Source organism: Pseudomonas sp. G2-4 (assembly GCF_030064125.1).
In the GTDB taxonomy this organism is placed as follows: domain Bacteria; phylum Pseudomonadota; class Gammaproteobacteria; order Pseudomonadales; family Pseudomonadaceae; genus Aquipseudomonas.
Map to the genome: position 1 here is coordinate 342,406 of NZ_CP125957.1, position 15,693 is coordinate 358,098.

Here is a 15,693-nt window from a genome sequence, read left to right on the forward strand (position 1 = left end):
CTTATGTTTCCCGAAAGCTTTACCTTCTCCATCGCCGACTGGGTCAACAGTTGGGTCGACTCCCTGGTGACCAACTATGGCGATGTGTTCCGGCACATCTCCGACACCTTGCTGTGGGCCATCGTCAACCTCGAAGGCCTGCTGCGCATGGCGCCCTGGTGGCTGATGCTGGCCATCGTCGGCGGCATTGCCTGGCACGCCACCCGTAAGGTCGTGGCCACGGCAGTGATCGTCGGCCTGTTGTTTCTGGTGGGCGCGGTGGGCCTGTGGGACAAACTGATGCAGACCCTCGCCCTGATGCTGGTGGCGACGCTGATCTCGGTGTTGATCGGCATTCCCCTGGGCATTCTCTCGGCGCGCAGCAATCGCCTGCGGTCGGTGCTGATGCCGTTGTTGGACATCATGCAGACCATGCCGAGCTTCGTGTACCTGATTCCGGTGTTGATGCTGTTCGGCCTGGGCAAGGTCCCGGCGATTTTCGCCACGGTGATCTACGCCGCGCCACCGTTGATTCGCCTGACTGACCTGGGGATTCGCCAGGTGGACGGCGAAGTGATGGAAGCCATCAACGCCTTCGGCGCCAACCGCTGGCAACAGCTGTTCGGCGTGCAACTGCCCCTGGCCTTGCCGAGCATCATGGCCGGGATCAACCAGACCACCATGATGGCCCTGTCAATGGTGGTCATTGCTTCGATGATCGGCGCCCGTGGCTTGGGTGAAGACGTGCTGGTGGGCATCCAGACCCTCAACGTCGGGCGTGGCCTGGAGGCCGGACTGGCCATCGTGATTCTCGCCGTGGTCATCGACCGCATTACCCAGGCCTATGGTCGTCCTCGGCATGAGGTGAACAAATGAACAACGCAGCCATCAGCAAGATCGAAGTCAAAAACGTGTTCAAGATTTTCGGCAATCGCTCCAAGGAAGCCCTGGCGCTGATTCACCAGAACAAGACCAAGGACCAGGTGCTGGCCGAAACCGGTTGTGTGGTTGGTGTGAACGATCTGTCGTTGAGCATCGGCACTGGCGAGATCTTCGTGATCATGGGCCTGTCCGGTTCCGGCAAATCCACGCTGGTGCGGCACTTCAACCGGCTGATCGACCCTACCAGCGGCGCGATCCTGGTGGACGGCGAAGACATCCTGAAACTGGACATGGACGCCCTGCGCGAATTTCGCCGGCACAAGATCAGCATGGTGTTCCAGAGCTTCGGCCTGCTGCCCCACAAGAGCGTGCTGGACAACGTCGCCTACGGCTTGAAAGTGCGCGGCGAGAGCAAACAGGTCTGTGCCGAGCGGGCGTTACACTGGATCAACACCGTGGGCCTGAAGGGCTACGAGAACAAATACCCGCACCAGCTCTCCGGCGGCATGCGCCAGCGCGTGGGCCTGGCGCGGGCCTTGGCGGCGGACACCGATATCATCCTGATGGATGAAGCCTTCAGCGCCCTCGACCCGCTGATTCGCGCGGAAATGCAGGACCAGTTGCTGGAGCTGCAAAAGACCCTGCACAAGACCATCGTGTTCATCACCCACGACCTCGACGAGGCCGTGCGCATCGGCAACCGCATCGCGATTCTCAAGGATGGCAAGCTGATCCAGGTCGGCACGCCCCGGGAGATCCTGCACTCACCGGCGGATGAATATGTTGATCGGTTTGTGCAGCGCAGGGCAGCGGTGGTTTGAAGGGTTTGTGGTGGCAGGGCTGGCCCCATCGCGAGCAAGCTCGCTCCCACAAAGGGATCTCTTTTGCTCACACATTTTGTGTCCAAGGGAAAATCCCTGTGGGAGCGAGCTTGCTCGCGATAGGGCCGGCAAAGCTGCATCAATATTCAAGTTGTACAGACGAGGTTGAGGATGTCCCAGGCTGAAAAAATCGTAATCGCCGACACCCCGTTGCGTTGGCAGGATGTAGTCGCCGTCGCCCGCTTCGGTGCCGAGCTGGCGCTGTCGGCCCAGGCCTGGGCGCGAATCGACAATGCCCAGGCCATCGTCCAGCGCATCGTTGAAAGCGGCGAGCGCGCCTATGGCGTCAACACCGGCCTGGGGGCCTTGTGCAATGTCTCGCTCAAGGACGAACAACTCAGCCAACTGTCACGCAACACCTTGCTCAGCCATGCCTGTGGCGTCGGCGCGCCGCTGACTGATGAACAGACCCGGGCGATTCTCTGTGCCGCCATCCTCAACTACAGCCAGGGCAAATCCGGCATCCATCGTCGGGTGGTCGAGGCGTTGCTGGCGCTGCTCAACCGAGGCATCACACCGCAAGTGCCGTCCCAGGGCTCGGTGGGTTACCTGACCCACATGGCCCACATCAGCATCGCGCTGCTGGGCGTCGGGCAGGTCAGCTATCGCGGGCAAATCCTGTCGGCGCAACAGGCCTTGGCTGCCGAAGGCTTGCAACCGGTGCAGTTGGGCGCCAAGGACGGTTTGTGCCTGGTCAATGGCACCCCGTGCATGACCGGCCTCAGCTGCCTGGCCCTGGCCGATGCGACGCGCCTGGTGCAATGGGCTGACGTGATCGGTGCGATGACCTTCGAGGCCCAGCGTGGTCAGATCGCGGCGTTCGATGCCGAGATCATCGCCCTCAAGCCGCACCCGGGCATGCAACAGGTCGGGGTCAACTTGCGGACCTTGCTCGACGGCAGCGAGGTCATCGCCTCGAGCCTGGGCATTCGTACCCAGGACGCCTTGAGCATCCGCTCGATTCCCCAAGTGCACGGCGCCGCTCGCGACCAGTTGGCGCACGCACGGCAACAGATCGAAACCGAACTCAACGCCGCCACCGATAACCCGCTGTTGCTGGGCACGCCAGAAAATTTCCGAGTGGTGTCCCAAGCCAATCCCCACGGCCAGTCAGTGGCGCTGGCGGCGGATCTGCTGGCGATTGCCATGGCCGAGATCGGCTCCATTGCCGAGCGCCGCCTCGATCGCCTGATCAACCCTCACGTCAGCGGTCTGCCAGCGTTCCTGGTGGCCAATCCCGGCGTGAACTCGGGGATGATGATCGTGCAATACGTGGCGGCCTCGTTGTGTGCGGAAAATCGCCAATTGGCGCAACCGGCGGTGCTCGACAACTTCGTCACCTCAGGGCTGCAAGAAGATCATTTGAGCATGGGCACCAACGCGGCTCTGAAGCTGCACAGGGCGCTGGAAAACTGCACGCAGATCCTCGCCATCGAATACCTGCTGGCGGCCCAGGCTTTTGAATTTCTCAAGGCCCAAGGCTTCGGTGCCGGTACCGACGTCGCCTGGAAACTGCTGCGCGAGCGCGTTCCGGCCTACGACCAGGACCGCTGGCTGGCGCCGGACATCGCCAGCGCCGCGGCGCTGCTCAAAGACCCCTTTGTTCTGCAAAACGCTCTACCGAATTTGAATTGATCAAAAACCGCCAGCGTGCCAAGGCACCGACTGCCCATAAAGCATCGCCCAAAAAGCGACGGTGACGGATAACGGAACATTCCGGAGCGATTGGCGGGTGAATAAAAACACTCTCAAAAGGAGCATGAAATGACAGCTTTGAACTTGATCCCCGGCCAACTGAGCCTGGCTCAACTGCGTGAGATCTATCAGCAACCGGTGACCTTGAGTCTCGACGCCAGCGCCTCGGCGCAGATCGAAGCCAGCGTGGCCTGTGTGGAACAGATCCTCGCCGAGAACCGCACCGCCTACGGCATCAACACCGGTTTCGGTTTGCTGGCCTCGACCCGCATCGCCAGCGAAGACCTGGAAAACCTGCAGCGTTCCCTGGTGCTGTCCCATGCCGCCGGTGTGGGCGAGCCGATCAGCGATGCGCTGGTCCGGCTGGTCATGGTGCTCAAGGTCAACAGCCTGAGCCGGGGTTTTTCCGGCATCCGTCGGCAGGTGATCGATGCGCTGATTGCGCTGATCAATGCCGAGGTCTATCCGCATATTCCGCTTAAAGGTTCGGTCGGTGCTTCCGGCGATTTGGCCCCGCTGGCCCATATGTCCCTGGTGCTGCTGGGCGAAGGCAAGGCGCGCTACAAAGGCGAATGGCTGCCGGCTGTCGAGGCACTGAAAGTGGCCGGCCTGGCGCCGCTGACCCTGGCGGCGAAAGAAGGCCTGGCGCTGCTCAATGGCACCCAGGTGTCTACCGCGTTTGCCCTGCGTGGCCTGTTCGAAGGTGAGGATCTGTTCGCTGCGGCCCTGTCCCTGGGTAGCCTGACGGTGGAAGCGGTGCTCGGCTCGCGCTCGCCGTTCGACGCGCGCATCCATGCCGCTCGCGGCCAGAAAGGCCAGATCGATGCCGCCGCCGCTTACCGCGATTTGCTGGGTGAGCGCAGCGAAGTCTCTGATTCGCACCAGAACTGCGACAAGGTCCAGGACCCGTACTCCCTGCGCTGCCAACCGCAAGTGATGGGCGCCTGTCTGACCCAGTTCCGCCAGGCCGCCGAGGTGCTGGTGATCGAAGCCAACGCAGTGTCGGATAACCCACTGGTGTTCGCCGCCGAAGGTGACGTAATTTCCGGCGGCAACTTCCACGCCGAACCGGTGGCCATGGCGGCCGACAACATGGCCCTGGCGATTGCGGAAATCGGCTCCCTGAGCGAGCGTCGGATTTCGTTGATGATGGACAAGCACATGTCGCAACTGCCGCCGTTCCTGGTGGCCAATGGAGGAGTGAATTCCGGCTTCATGATCGCCCAGGTCACCGCTGCCGCCCTGGCCAGCGAAAACAAGGCGCTGTCCCATCCTCATTCGGTGGACAGCCTGCCGACCTCGGCCAACCAGGAAGACCACGTCTCCATGGCCCCGGCCGCCGGCAAGCGCCTGTGGGAAATGGCCGAGAACACCCGCGGGATCCTGGCGGTGGAATGGCTGGCGGCCTGCCAGGGGTTGGACCTGCGGGGCGGTTTGAAGACCTCCGCGAAACTGGAACAGGCCCGAGCCCTCTTGCGTGCAGACGTACCGTTCTATGAGAAGGACCGCTTCTTTGCGCCGGACATCAATGCAGCGAGCGAGTTGTTGGCGAGCCGTTGCCTGAATGAACTGGTGACGGCGAAGTTGCTGCCGAGCCTGTAAGGGCCTCATCGCGAGCAAGCTCGCTCCCACAAGGATTTCGGGTGTACCCAAGATGGGTGTTCAACACCAAACCCCTGTGGGAGCGAGCTTGCTCGCGAATCGATTTTGAATGAAACGAGGAGACTCGGGATGAAAACCCTCTGGCAAAACTGCCACGCCGCGACCATGGCCCAGGGCGTCTACTCGATCATCGAAGACGCCGCCATCGTCACCCAGGGCGAGCACATTCAATGGGTCGGCCCGCGTGCCGAACTGCCGACCGGTGACTACCCGGCGGTCAACGATCTCAAGGGCGCCTGGGTCACGCCGGGATTGATCGACTGCCACACCCACGCGGTGTTCGGTGGCAACCGCAGCGGTGAATTCGAACAGCGCCTGCAAGGCGTCAGCTACGCCGAAATCGCCGCCGCCGGGGGTGGCATCGCCAGCACCGTGCGCGCCACCCGGGCCGCCAGTGAAGACGAGTTGTTCGCCAGCGCCGCCAAACGCCTGAAAAGCCTGATGCGCGACGGCGTGACCACGGTGGAAATCAAGTCCGGCTACGGCCTCGACCTGGCGAGCGAGCGCAAGATCCTGCGGGTCATCCGCCGCCTCGGCGCCGAGTTACCCGTCAGCGTGCGCAGCACCTGCCTGGCGGCCCACGCCTTGCCGCCGGAATACGCTGACCGCGCCGATGACTACATCGAACACATCTGCAGCGAGATGCTCCCGGCCCTGGCGGCCGAAGGGCTGGTGGACGCGGTGGATGCCTTTTGCGAATACCTGGCGTTTTCCCCAGCGCAGGTCGAGCGGGTGTTTATCTGCGCACAACAACTGGGGCTGCCAGTGAAGCTGCATGCCGAACAGTTGTCGTCGCTGCACGGCTCAAGCCTGGCGGCGCGTTATCAGGCGTTGTCGGCCGATCACCTGGAATTCATGACCGAGGACGACGCCAAGGCCATGGCCGAATCCGGTACGGTCGCCGTGTTATTGCCGGGGGCATTTTATTTCCTGCGGGAAACCCAATTGCCGCCCATGGACGCCCTGCGCAAGCACGGCGTGAAGATTGCCGTGGCCAGCGACCTCAATCCCGGGACTTCGCCGGCACTTTCGCTGCGCTTGATGCTGAACATGGCTTGCACCTGTTTCCGAATGACCCCTGAAGAAGCCTTGGCCGGGGCGACGATTCATGCGGCCCAGGCCTTGGGCATGGCTCAAACCCACGGTTCGCTGGAGGTCGGCAAGGTGGCGGATTTTGTCGCCTGGCACATCGACCGACCGGCCGATCTGGCGTACTGGCTCGGTGGCGATCTGGAAAAACGCGTCGTGCGTCACGGCGTTGAAATCGATTGAGGAGAACGGTTGTGGAGAAGGTCCTGAATTTCAAGCAAGGGCGCGTGCCGCTGTTGATCAGCATGCCTCACGCGGGCTTGCGCCTTACCCCGGCGGTACAGGCCGGGCTGATCCCCGAGGCCCAAAGCCTGCCGGATACCGACTGGCACATTCCCCGGCTCTACGAGTTCGCCGCTGAGCTGGGGGCCAGCACCCTGGCCGCTGAATATTCACGGTTTGTCATCGACCTGAACCGCCCTTCCGACGACAAGCCGATGTACGTCGGCGCTACTACCGGTTTGTACCCGGCGACGCTGTTCGATGGCGTGCCGTTGTTTCGCCAAGGGCTGGAGCCGTCGGCTGAGGAGCGGGCGACTTATCTGCAGCAGGTCTGGATGCCGTATCACCAAGCGCTGCAACAGGAACTGGCGCGGCTCAAGGCCGAGTTCGGCTATGCCTTGCTGTTCGATGCCCACTCGATCCGTTCGGTAATCGCGCACCTGTTCGATGGCAAGCTGCCGGACTTCAACCTCGGCACCTTCAACGGCGCCAGTTGCGATTCAACGCTGGCCAGCCAGCTCGAAGCCATTTGCGCCCGTCATGGCGAGTACACCCATGTGCTCAACGGGCGCTTCAAGGGCGGACACATCACCCGGCACTACGGCAACCCGGCCGAAGACATCCACGCGGTGCAGCTGGAGCTGTGCCAGAGCACCTACATGGAAGAGTTCGAGCCGTTCAACTATCGCGCTGACCTGGCGGAGCCGACCCAGGTGGTGCTCAAGCAATTGCTGGAAGGCTTGTTGGCGTGGGGGCGGCAGGCCTACAAGAAATAAACACAGCACGGTACTTCTGTGGCGAGGGAGCTTGCTCCCGCTCGAGTGCGTAGCGCTCGCAAAATTTTGGGGCCGCTGCGCAGCCCTGCGGGAGCAAGCTCCCTCGCCACAAAAGCCATCATCGCACTCAACCTGTCGCCACCGTGCAAAACCGAGTCGCCACAGGTCACTTCTACCCCCTCGGCGCTGCGTAATGTCTCGGGCACGGTGCACAAAGATACCGGCCCACAATAATCCGCTGCCGCACGAGATCCTCCCGATGAAAAGACTGTTCAAACGCTGTCTGTCGATCCTCTGCGGTACCGTCATATTGAACAGCGGGGCGATGGCCGCTGAGCCGGCGTCCTGCCAGACCGTGCGCATGGGGGTGGTCAACTGGACCGACGTGGTCGCCACCAGCGGCATGGCCGATGTGCTGCTCACGGGCCTGGGCTACGACAGCAAGCAGACCAGCGCCGTGCAGCAGATCATCTTCGCCGGCATCCGCGACAAGCGCCTCGACATCTTCCTGGGCTACTGGAAACCGGCGATGGACAAGAACATCGCCCCGTTCCTGGCCGCCAACCAAGTGAAGGTGCTGGACAAACCGAGCCTGGCCGACGCCCAGGCCACCCTGGCAGTACCCGACTACGTGGCGGCGGCAGGGCTCAAGACCTTTGCCGACATCGCCCGGTTCAAGGATCAACTGGGCGGCAAGATCTACGGCATCGAACCGGGCAGTGGCGCCAACACCACCATCAAGACCATGATCGAAACCAATCACTTCGGCCTCAAGGATTTCAAACTGATCGAATCCGGTGAGGCGGGCATGCTGGCGGCGGTACAGCGAGCGGTCAATCGCAAAGAGTTCGTGGTGTTCGTCGGCTGGACGCCGCACCCGATGAACATCAACATGAACATCAGCTACCTGACTGGCAGCGAAGACGTCTACGGTCCGAACGAAGGGGCCGCGACCGTCTCCATCGTGACCGCGCCGGATTATGCCCAGCGTTGCCCGAACGTGAGCCGGTTGCTGGAGAACCTGACCTTCACCGCTGCCCAGGAAAGTCAGCTGATGGTGCCGATCATGGAGCGCAAGACGCCCCAGGACGTCGCCCGGCAATGGCTGCGTGATCACCCCGAGGATCTTCAGCGTTGGCTGGCCGGCGTGAGCAGTTTTGACGGCAAGGATGGCGTGGCGGCGGTGCAGGCCAGTCTCAAGAACTGAGGCAATTTTCTGGGCACTGATAACCCCTGTGGCGAGGGAGCTTGCTCCCGCTGGGTGGCGAAGCCGCCCCGAGAATCTTGTGAGCGCTGCGCACTCAAGCGGGAGCAAGCTCCCTCGCCACAAAAGCCTCCGAGCCACATCTTGGCGATATACGGCAAACCACGATGACCTACCCAATCTCCCAGGCAATGTCCGCCTTCATCGACAAAACCCTGAGCTTCAACAGCCCGGACAACAGCCTCGCCGGCTTACGCCAGGCCTACCGCCAAATGTGCCGGGCGTTCACCCCCCCGTGCCCCGAGGCGTTGGCTGTCGAGGATCTCGAGCTGGCTGGCGTGGCCGTGCGGGCTTATCACCCTCGGATTGAACCACCCAGCGAAGGCTGGCCGTGCATTCTTTACCTGCATGGAGGCGGCTGGGTGGTAGGAGACCTGGACTCCCATGACTTCATCTGCAGGGAACTGGCTGCCGCCCTCGGCGCGCTGGTAGTGGCGGTGGATTACCGGCTGGCCCCGGAGCATCCGTTTCCGGCGGGCTTCGACGATTGCTTGGCGGTGTGGCTTCATCTGGCGGCCGCGCCTTTTGTTATCGACCCTCACCGCCGGTTGGTGGTCGGCGACAGCGCGGGGGGCAACCTCGCCGCTGCGTTATGCCTGGCCTTGCGCGATGCCGGGCAATCGTTGCCCCGGGCCCAGGTGCTGATTTATCCCGCGCTCGGTGGACCGGCGGATCTGCCGTCGCGCCGCGAATGCGCCGACGCGCCGCTCCTGAGCAGCCATGACCTGGACGACTATCACAGGCTTTACCTGGGCGGCGCTCTTCCGTCGCCCTATGCCATGCCGCTGCTCGCCGGTGACCTGAGCGGCTTGCCCCCAGCGCTGATCATCGTGGCGCAATGGGACCCGCTACGTGACGACGGTGTCCTCTACAGCGCGCGGCTGAACGCCACCGGCGTGGACGCTGTGCTGTATATCGGGGGAGGGCTGGTTCACGGCTGTTTGCGTGGCCGGGGCCAGGTGCCAGAGGTCGATCAGATGTATCGCACACTGTTGGCGTACCTGGCTGACATGCTTTGAGTGCTCAGGGGGCATGCTCATTAAGGTAATTCGGGTTTATGATGCCGGACGGCAGACCAAATAGAAGTCCCTACAGGGATGACTCGACCCCTTACGGAGCGCTCAATGCAGACTTTGTACCCGCAGATCAAACCCCATGCCCGGCACGATCTGGCTGTCGATGACACCCACACGCTCTATGTCGATGAAAGTGGTTCCCCCGAAGGCCTGCCGGTGGTGTTCATTCACGGCGGCCCGGGAGCGGGTTGCGATGCGCAGAGCCGTCGCTACTTCGATCCGAACCTCTATCGCATCGTTACCTTCGATCAGCGCGGCTGCGGTCGTTCCACCCCCCATGCCAGCCTGGAAAACAACACCACCTGGGATCTGGTCGAAGACCTGGAGCGCATCCGTAAGCACCTGGGCATCGAAAAATGGGTGCTGTTTGGCGGTTCCTGGGGCTCGACCCTGGCCCTGGCCTACGCCCAGACCCATCCGGAGCGGGTACACGGCCTGATTCTGCGTGGGATCTTTCTCTGCCGTCCGCAGGAAATCGAGTGGTTCTATCAGGCTGGCGCCAGTCGCCTGTTCCCCGATTACTGGCAGGATTACATCGCCCCCATTCCCCTGGACGAACGCGACGACCTGCTGAGCGCCTTCCACAAGCGCTTGACCGGTAACGACCAGATCGCCCAGATGCACGCGGCCAAGGCCTGGTCCACCTGGGAGGGGCGCACTGCTACCCTGCGTCCGAACCCGTTGGTGGTCGATCGCTTCTCCGAGCCGCAGCGCGCGCTGTCGATTGCCCGGATCGAGTGCCACTACTTCACCAACAACGCCTTCCTCGAACCGAACCAGTTGATTCGCGACATGGGCAAGATCGCCCATTTGCCGGGTGTCATCGTGCACGGCCGCTACGACGTGATCTGCCCGCTGGACAACGCCTGGGAGCTGCATCAGAACTGGCCCAACAGCGAATTGCAGGTGATCCGCGACGCCGGTCACGCGGCTTCCGAGCCGGGTATCACCGATGCGCTGGTACGTGCCGCTGCGCAAATGGCCCGGCGCCTGCTCGATTTGCCACCCGAAGAAGCATGAAGGGTTTGTTGCAACGAGTTCGTGGCGCCCGGGTCGAAGTTGCAGGAGAGATCGTCGGTGCGGTGGACCAGGGCTTGCTGGTGCTGGTGGCTGTCGAGCCCGGGGATACCCGGGCCAGCGCTGACAAACTCCTGCATAAGCTGCTTAACTATCGGGTGTTCAGCGATGCCGATGGCAAGATGAACCTGTCCTTGGCGGACGTCGGTGGTGGGTTGCTGCTGGTTTCACAGTTCACCCTGGCGGCCGACACCAAAAGCGGTTTGCGCCCGAGCTTTTCGACGGCTGCGCCTCCGGTGTTGGGAGAAGAGTTGTTCGACTATATGGTTAGCCAAGCGAAACAGGTGCATGGCACTGTGGCATCAGGTAGATTCGGCGCCGACATGCAGGTGCACTTGGTCAACGACGGCCCGGTAACCTTCCTGTTACAGGTCTGAAAGTGTTTGAAACATCTTTTCGGCCCTGTTTCGAGGCTAAACGGGGGGTTTTCTCGATAAATACTTTGCTATCCCTGATGCGTTGTCACGCGGCCTACTAGATAATCGCGCGCTACGGGGGATCAGCGTTCGCTGGTCCATTTGACTTAGGTAGAGACTTGTCCTGGTCCGTTTGGGGAATCATTTTGTCCCCTCGGAGTCGGAACAATGCTCGCCAACTTGGCAAGGGTGGTCCGCAAGGTCGGTTTTTCAATGCCGATACCTTGCAGAAACTTTATCTGGCCGTTGGTTTTTTGATCTGTTTTCGGCGAGGGTTGCTCGTGATTGTTAGTCCCTGTAATGCGAAAAAAATGTCTGCCAAACGGTTTAGAAACGCTCTGGTAGCGGGCTCGGCCCTGTTGTGCCTGTTCGGCGCGGGCCAACTGTGGGCATTCAGCCTGGATGATGTATCGGCGAAGGCTCAAGAACTGGCCGGGCAAAAATTCGAAGCCCCGCGCAGCAATCTGCCGAACGAATTCCGCGAAATGAAATTCGCTGACTATCAAAAAATTCGTTTCCGTACCGAAAAAGCCGAATGGGCCGACCAGAAGACACCGTTCAGGCTGTCCTTCTATCACCAGGGCATGCATTTCGACACTCCGGTGAAAATCAACGAAATCACCGCGACCACCGTCGATGAGATCAAATACGACCCGTCGCGCTTCGATTTCGGTGACGTGAAGTTCGATCCCAAGGCCACTGAGCAGCTGGGCTATGCGGGCTTTCGTGTGTTGTACCCGATCAACAAGGCCGACAAGCAAGACGAAATCATGACCATGCTGGGCGCAAGCTACTTCCGCGTCATTGGCAAGGGTCAGACTTACGGCTTGTCCGCCCGTGGCATGGCCATCGACACCGCCTTGCCATCTGGTGAGGAATTCCCGCGTTTTCGCGAGTTCTGGATCCAACGCCCGAAACCGACCGACAAGCACCTGGTGATCTTCGCCCTGCTGGATTCGCCACGGGCTACCGGCGCCTATCGCTTCACCGTGCGCCCGGGCACCGACACCATCGTGGACGTGAAATCGCGCATGTTCCTGCGTGATCGAGTGACCAAGCTGGGCGTTGCCCCGCTGACCAGCATGTTCCTGTTCGGCGCCAACCAGCCGTCCAAAGTGCTGAACTACCGTCGCGAACTGCACGACTCCAGTGGCCTGTCGATCCATGCCGGCAACGGCGAGTGGATCTGGCGTCCCCTGAACAACCCAAAACACCTGGCCGTGAGCAACTTCTCGGTAGAAAACCCGCGTGGTTTCGGCCTGCTGCAACGTGGTCGTGACTTCAGTCACTACGAAGACCTGGACGACCGTTACGAAAAACGTCCAAGCGCCTGGATCGAACCGAAAGGCGATTGGGGCAAGGGCTCTGTCGATCTGGTGGAAATTCCGACCGCCGACGAAACCAACGACAACATCGTAGCGTTCTGGAGCCCGGAAAAACTGCCGGAGCCAGGCCAGCCGCTGGACTTCGCCTACCGCCTGCACTGGACCCTCGACGAAGCCAACCTGCATTCGCCGGACAGCGCCTGGGTCAAGCAGACCCTGCGTTCCACCGGTGACGTGAAGCAATCCAACCTGATCCGTCAACCGGACGGCAGCGTGGCTTATCTGGTGGATTTCGAAGGCCCTTCCCTGCAAGCCTTGCCGGAAAACGCTGATGTTCGCAGCCAGGTGAGCGTCGGCGATAACGCCGAGGTCGTCGAGAACAGTGTGCGCTACAACCCTGAAACCAAGGGCTGGCGCCTGACGTTGCGGATGAAGATCAAAGACCCGAGCAAGGCGACCGAAATGCGCGCCGCCCTGGTCCGGCCGCTTGTTCCGGTTGAAGAGCCTGGCGCGTCGCACTCGGTGACCACCCTGGCCAAGGCCGACAAGATCGCCAAGCAGCAGAACGAGAAAGAGAAAGCGAACGAGCCAGGAACCGAGAAGGAAAAAGAAGCCAAGGCCGTCAAGGCGGCGTCCGCCGCTGTTGAGGCGACCCCAACCCCGCAGGAACCGGAACAGACTGAACAAGTCTTGACCGAGACCTGGAGCTATCAGTTGCCTGCCGATGAGTAATACTCCCGTACAGCCAGAGTCTCTTCGCGAGTATCTGGCACATTTGCCAATGACCGACGAGCAGCGTGCCGAGTTGGCCGGCTGCACGTCTTTCAGCGACTTGCACCAACGCCTGTCGTCTTCGACCTTCGACGCACCCACCGAGGCGGCGCAAGCCTCGGTGGGCCGTCGCCTGACCCTGAACACCGCTGAGGAGCTTCAGGAAGCCGAGATGCTGGCGGTCGATGCCAGCGGTCGTGTGTGCCTGAAGGCGACACCGCCGATTCGTCGGACCAGGGTCGTGCCCGAGCCGTGGCGTACCAATATCCTGGTACGCGGCTGGCGGCGATTGACGGGACGCACCAACCCGCCGAAGCCTCCCAAGGATGAGCGTGTGCTGCCGCATGCGCGGTGGCGTACCGTGGGGTCGACCCGCCGCTACATCCTGCTGATATTGATGCTCGGCCAGACCATCGTCGCCGGTTGGTACATGAAAGGCATCATGCCGTACCAGGGCTGGTCGTTCGTGGACCTGGAAGAGGTCCTGCACCAACCGCTGCTGCAGACCGCTACGCAAGTGCTGCCGTATGCGCTGCAAACCAGCATCCTGATTCTGTTCGGGATCCTGTTCTGCTGGGTATCGGCGGGTTTCTGGACGGCGTTGATGGGCTTTCTTGAATTGCTCACCGGCCACGACAAATACCGGATCTCTGGTGCCAGTGCAGGCAACGAGCCGATCCCCAAGGACGCTCGTACCGCCCTGGTGATGCCGATTTGTAACGAAGACGTGCCGCGGGTGTTTGCCGGTTTGCGCGCGACTTTCGAGTCGGTGGCCGCCACCGGTGACCTGGATCGTTTCGACTTCTTCGTGCTCAGCGACAGTAACGAAACCGATATTTGCGTGGCCGAGCAGCAGGCCTGGCTGGATGTCTGCCGTGAAGCCGGGGGCTTCGGCAAGATCTTCTACCGCCGCCGGCGCCGTCGTGTGAAGCGCAAGAGCGGCAACCTCGACGACTTCTGCCGTCGTTGGGGCAGCGAATACAAGTACATGGTCGTGCTCGACGCCGACAGCGTGATGAGCGGTACGTGCCTGACCAGCCTGGTGCGCCTGATGGAGGCCACGCCGGACGCTGGCATCATCCAGACCGCACCGCGTGCTTCGGGCATGGACACGCTGTATGCACGCATGCAGCAGTTCGCCACCCGGGTGTACGGTCCGTTGTTCACCGCCGGCCTGCACTTCTGGCAGTTGGGGGAATCCCACTACTGGGGCCACAACGCGATCATCCGCATGAAGCCATTCATCGAGCACTGCGCCTTGGCGCCGTTGCCCGGTAAAGGCGCGTTCGCCGGGGCCATCCTGTCCCACGATTTCGTCGAAGCCGCGCTGATGCGTCGTGCCGGCTGGGGTGTGTGGATTGCCTATGACCTGCCGGGCAGCTATGAAGAACTGCCACCGAACCTGCTGGACGAACTCAAGCGTGACCGTCGCTGGTGCCACGGCAACCTGATGAACTTCCGGCTGTTCCTGGTCAAGGGCATGCACCCGGTGCACCGCGCGGTGTTCCTGACCGGCGTGATGTCCTACCTGTCGGCACCCCTGTGGTTCTTCTTCCTGGTGCTGTCCACTGCGCTGCTGGCGGTGAATACGCTGATGGAACCGCAGTACTTCCTCGAGCCGCGTCAGCTCTATCCGTTGTGGCCACAATGGCATCCGGAAAAAGCCATCGCCCTGTTCTCGACCACCATTGTGCTGCTGTTCCTGCCCAAGCTGTTGAGCATCGTGTTGATCTGGGCCAAGGGCGCGAAGGAGTTCGGCGGCAAGTTCAAGGTCACGCTGTCGATGCTGCTGGAGATGCTGTTCTCCATGCTGCTGGCGCCGGTGCGGATGATTTTCCACACCCGTTTCGTACTCGCCGCATTCCTGGGCTGGGCTGCGACCTGGAACTCCCCGAAGCGTGACGACGACTCCACACCTTGGAGCGAAGCGGTCAAGCGCCACGGACCGCAGACCTTGCTGGGCTTCTCCTGGGCCCTGCTGGTGATCTGGCTGAACCCAAGCTTCCTGTGGTGGCTGGTGCCGATCGTCGGCTCGTTGATGCTGTCGATCCCGGTGTCGGTGATTTCCAGCCGCGTGGGCCTGGGCTTGAAGTCCCGTGATGAAAGCCTGTTCCTGATCCCTGAGGAATACGCACCGCCACAGGAACTGGTGTCGACGGACCAGTACACCCATGAAAACCGTTGGCACGCGTTGAACGACGGCTTCATCCGGGCAGTGGTCGATCCACAACAGAACGCGTTGGCGTATGCCCTGGCCACCTCGCGTCACGGCCAGGCCGAGCCGATTGAATGGCTGCGGGTCGAGCGTGTTCGTCATGCGCTGAAGGTTGGTCCGGCCGGGTTGAACAACGGCGAGCGCCTGGCGCTGCTGAGCGACCCGGTGGCGCTGTCCCGCCTGCATGAGCAGGTCTGGAGCGAGGCTCATCCCGAGTGGTTGGCGGCGTGGCGCGAGTCGGTCAAGGCCGATCCTCATGCACCGCTGCTACCGCTTCAGCCGTTGAGCGCACAGCCTCAACTGGCCTGATGCTCAAAAAGCCCCGCTTCCGAAAGGAGGCGGGGCTTTTTGTTGGGCGTTGTT

Annotated in this window: 12 protein-coding genes; all 12 read left to right on the forward strand. The window is 61.8% G+C overall.

Annotated elements, in window-relative coordinates:
- Nucleotides 1-3: 3 nt before the first annotated feature.
- The 12 genes from QNH97_RS01560 to mdoH all read left to right on the forward strand — a co-directional run bounded on the left by QNH97_RS01560 (nt 4) and on the right by mdoH (nt 15,639).
- Nucleotides 4-855, forward strand: coding sequence for an ABC transporter permease (locus QNH97_RS01560; RefSeq protein WP_283555290.1), 852 nt, complete (start codon nt 4-6; stop codon nt 853-855).
- Nucleotides 852-1,682 carry a quaternary amine ABC transporter ATP-binding protein gene (locus QNH97_RS01565; RefSeq protein WP_283555291.1) on the forward strand — a complete coding sequence of 277 codons (831 nt, stop codon included), beginning with the start codon at nt 852-854 and terminating at the stop codon, nt 1,680-1,682. The genes QNH97_RS01560 and QNH97_RS01565 overlap by 4 nt, the downstream gene beginning before the upstream one ends.
- Nucleotides 1,683-1,853: 171 nt before the next feature.
- Nucleotides 1,854-3,377 (forward strand): histidine ammonia-lyase, encoded by a 1,524-nt coding sequence (gene hutH / locus QNH97_RS01570; protein ID WP_283555292.1) that lies wholly within the window; start codon nt 1,854-1,856, stop codon nt 3,375-3,377.
- Nucleotides 3,378-3,506: 129 nt separating this feature from the next.
- Complete coding sequence (gene hutH, locus QNH97_RS01575; protein ID WP_283555293.1) at nt 3,507-5,039, forward strand: histidine ammonia-lyase; 1,533 nt, start codon at nt 3,507-3,509, stop codon at nt 5,037-5,039.
- Nucleotides 5,040-5,168: 129 nt separating this feature from the next.
- Nucleotides 5,169-6,371: an imidazolonepropionase gene (gene hutI, locus QNH97_RS01580; protein ID WP_283555294.1), complete on the forward strand. Its 1,203-nt coding sequence runs from the start codon at nt 5,169-5,171 to the stop codon at nt 6,369-6,371.
- A gap of 11 nt (nt 6,372-6,382) precedes the next feature.
- Nucleotides 6,383-7,186 carry an N-formylglutamate deformylase gene (gene hutG, locus QNH97_RS01585; RefSeq protein WP_283555295.1) on the forward strand — a complete coding sequence of 268 codons (804 nt, stop codon included), beginning with the start codon at nt 6,383-6,385 and terminating at the stop codon, nt 7,184-7,186.
- 259 nt (nt 7,187-7,445) lie between these two features.
- Entirely contained in the window at nt 7,446-8,393 is a 948-nt protein-coding gene (locus QNH97_RS01590; protein WP_283555296.1) for a choline ABC transporter substrate-binding protein, read from the forward strand.
- A gap of 164 nt (nt 8,394-8,557) precedes the next feature.
- Complete coding sequence (locus QNH97_RS01595; protein WP_283555297.1) at nt 8,558-9,469, forward strand: alpha/beta hydrolase; 912 nt, start codon at nt 8,558-8,560, stop codon at nt 9,467-9,469.
- 105 nt (nt 9,470-9,574) lie between these two features.
- The gene (gene pip, locus QNH97_RS01600; RefSeq protein ID WP_003196909.1) at nt 9,575-10,546 is read left to right on the forward strand and encodes a prolyl aminopeptidase; all 972 of its coding nucleotides are present in this window, start codon (nt 9,575-9,577) and stop codon (nt 10,544-10,546) included.
- Nucleotides 10,543-10,980 carry a D-aminoacyl-tRNA deacylase gene (gene dtd / locus QNH97_RS01605; RefSeq protein WP_283555298.1) on the forward strand — a complete coding sequence of 146 codons (438 nt, stop codon included), beginning with the start codon at nt 10,543-10,545 and terminating at the stop codon, nt 10,978-10,980. The genes pip and dtd overlap by 4 nt, the downstream gene beginning before the upstream one ends.
- 350 nt (nt 10,981-11,330) lie before the next feature.
- The gene (locus QNH97_RS01610) at nt 11,331-13,076 is read left to right on the forward strand and encodes a glucan biosynthesis protein G (RefSeq protein ID WP_283555299.1); all 1,746 of its coding nucleotides are present in this window, start codon (nt 11,331-11,333) and stop codon (nt 13,074-13,076) included.
- On the forward strand, nt 13,069-15,639 hold the full coding sequence (mdoH, locus tag QNH97_RS01615; RefSeq protein WP_283555300.1) for a glucans biosynthesis glucosyltransferase MdoH: 2,571 nt from the start codon (nt 13,069-13,071) through the stop codon (nt 15,637-15,639). Before QNH97_RS01610 ends, mdoH begins: the two co-directional genes overlap by 8 nt.
- Nucleotides 15,640-15,693: the final 54 nt, after the last annotated feature.

What these genes read in the sequence shown, in the direction of transcription:
- QNH97_RS01560 (WP_283555290.1), top strand. Translation starts at nt 4, where the DNA reads ATGTTTCCCGAAAGCTTTACCTTCTCCATCGCCGACTGGGTCAACAGT.
- QNH97_RS01565 (WP_283555291.1), top strand. Translation starts at nt 852, where the DNA reads ATGAACAACGCAGCCATCAGCAAGATCGAAGTCAAAAACGTGTTCAAG.
- hutH (WP_283555292.1), top strand. Translation starts at nt 1,854, where the DNA reads ATGTCCCAGGCTGAAAAAATCGTAATCGCCGACACCCCGTTGCGTTGG.
- hutH (WP_283555293.1), top strand. Translation starts at nt 3,507, where the DNA reads ATGACAGCTTTGAACTTGATCCCCGGCCAACTGAGCCTGGCTCAACTG.
- hutI (WP_283555294.1), top strand. Translation starts at nt 5,169, where the DNA reads ATGAAAACCCTCTGGCAAAACTGCCACGCCGCGACCATGGCCCAGGGC.
- QNH97_RS01590 (WP_283555296.1), top strand. Translation starts at nt 7,446, where the DNA reads ATGAAAAGACTGTTCAAACGCTGTCTGTCGATCCTCTGCGGTACCGTC.
- QNH97_RS01595 (WP_283555297.1), top strand. Translation starts at nt 8,558, where the DNA reads ATGACCTACCCAATCTCCCAGGCAATGTCCGCCTTCATCGACAAAACC.
- pip (WP_003196909.1), top strand. Translation starts at nt 9,575, where the DNA reads ATGCAGACTTTGTACCCGCAGATCAAACCCCATGCCCGGCACGATCTG.
- dtd (WP_283555298.1), top strand. Translation starts at nt 10,543, where the DNA reads ATGAAGGGTTTGTTGCAACGAGTTCGTGGCGCCCGGGTCGAAGTTGCA.
- QNH97_RS01610 (WP_283555299.1), top strand. Translation starts at nt 11,331, where the DNA reads ATGTCTGCCAAACGGTTTAGAAACGCTCTGGTAGCGGGCTCGGCCCTG.
- mdoH (WP_283555300.1), top strand. Translation starts at nt 13,069, where the DNA reads ATGAGTAATACTCCCGTACAGCCAGAGTCTCTTCGCGAGTATCTGGCA.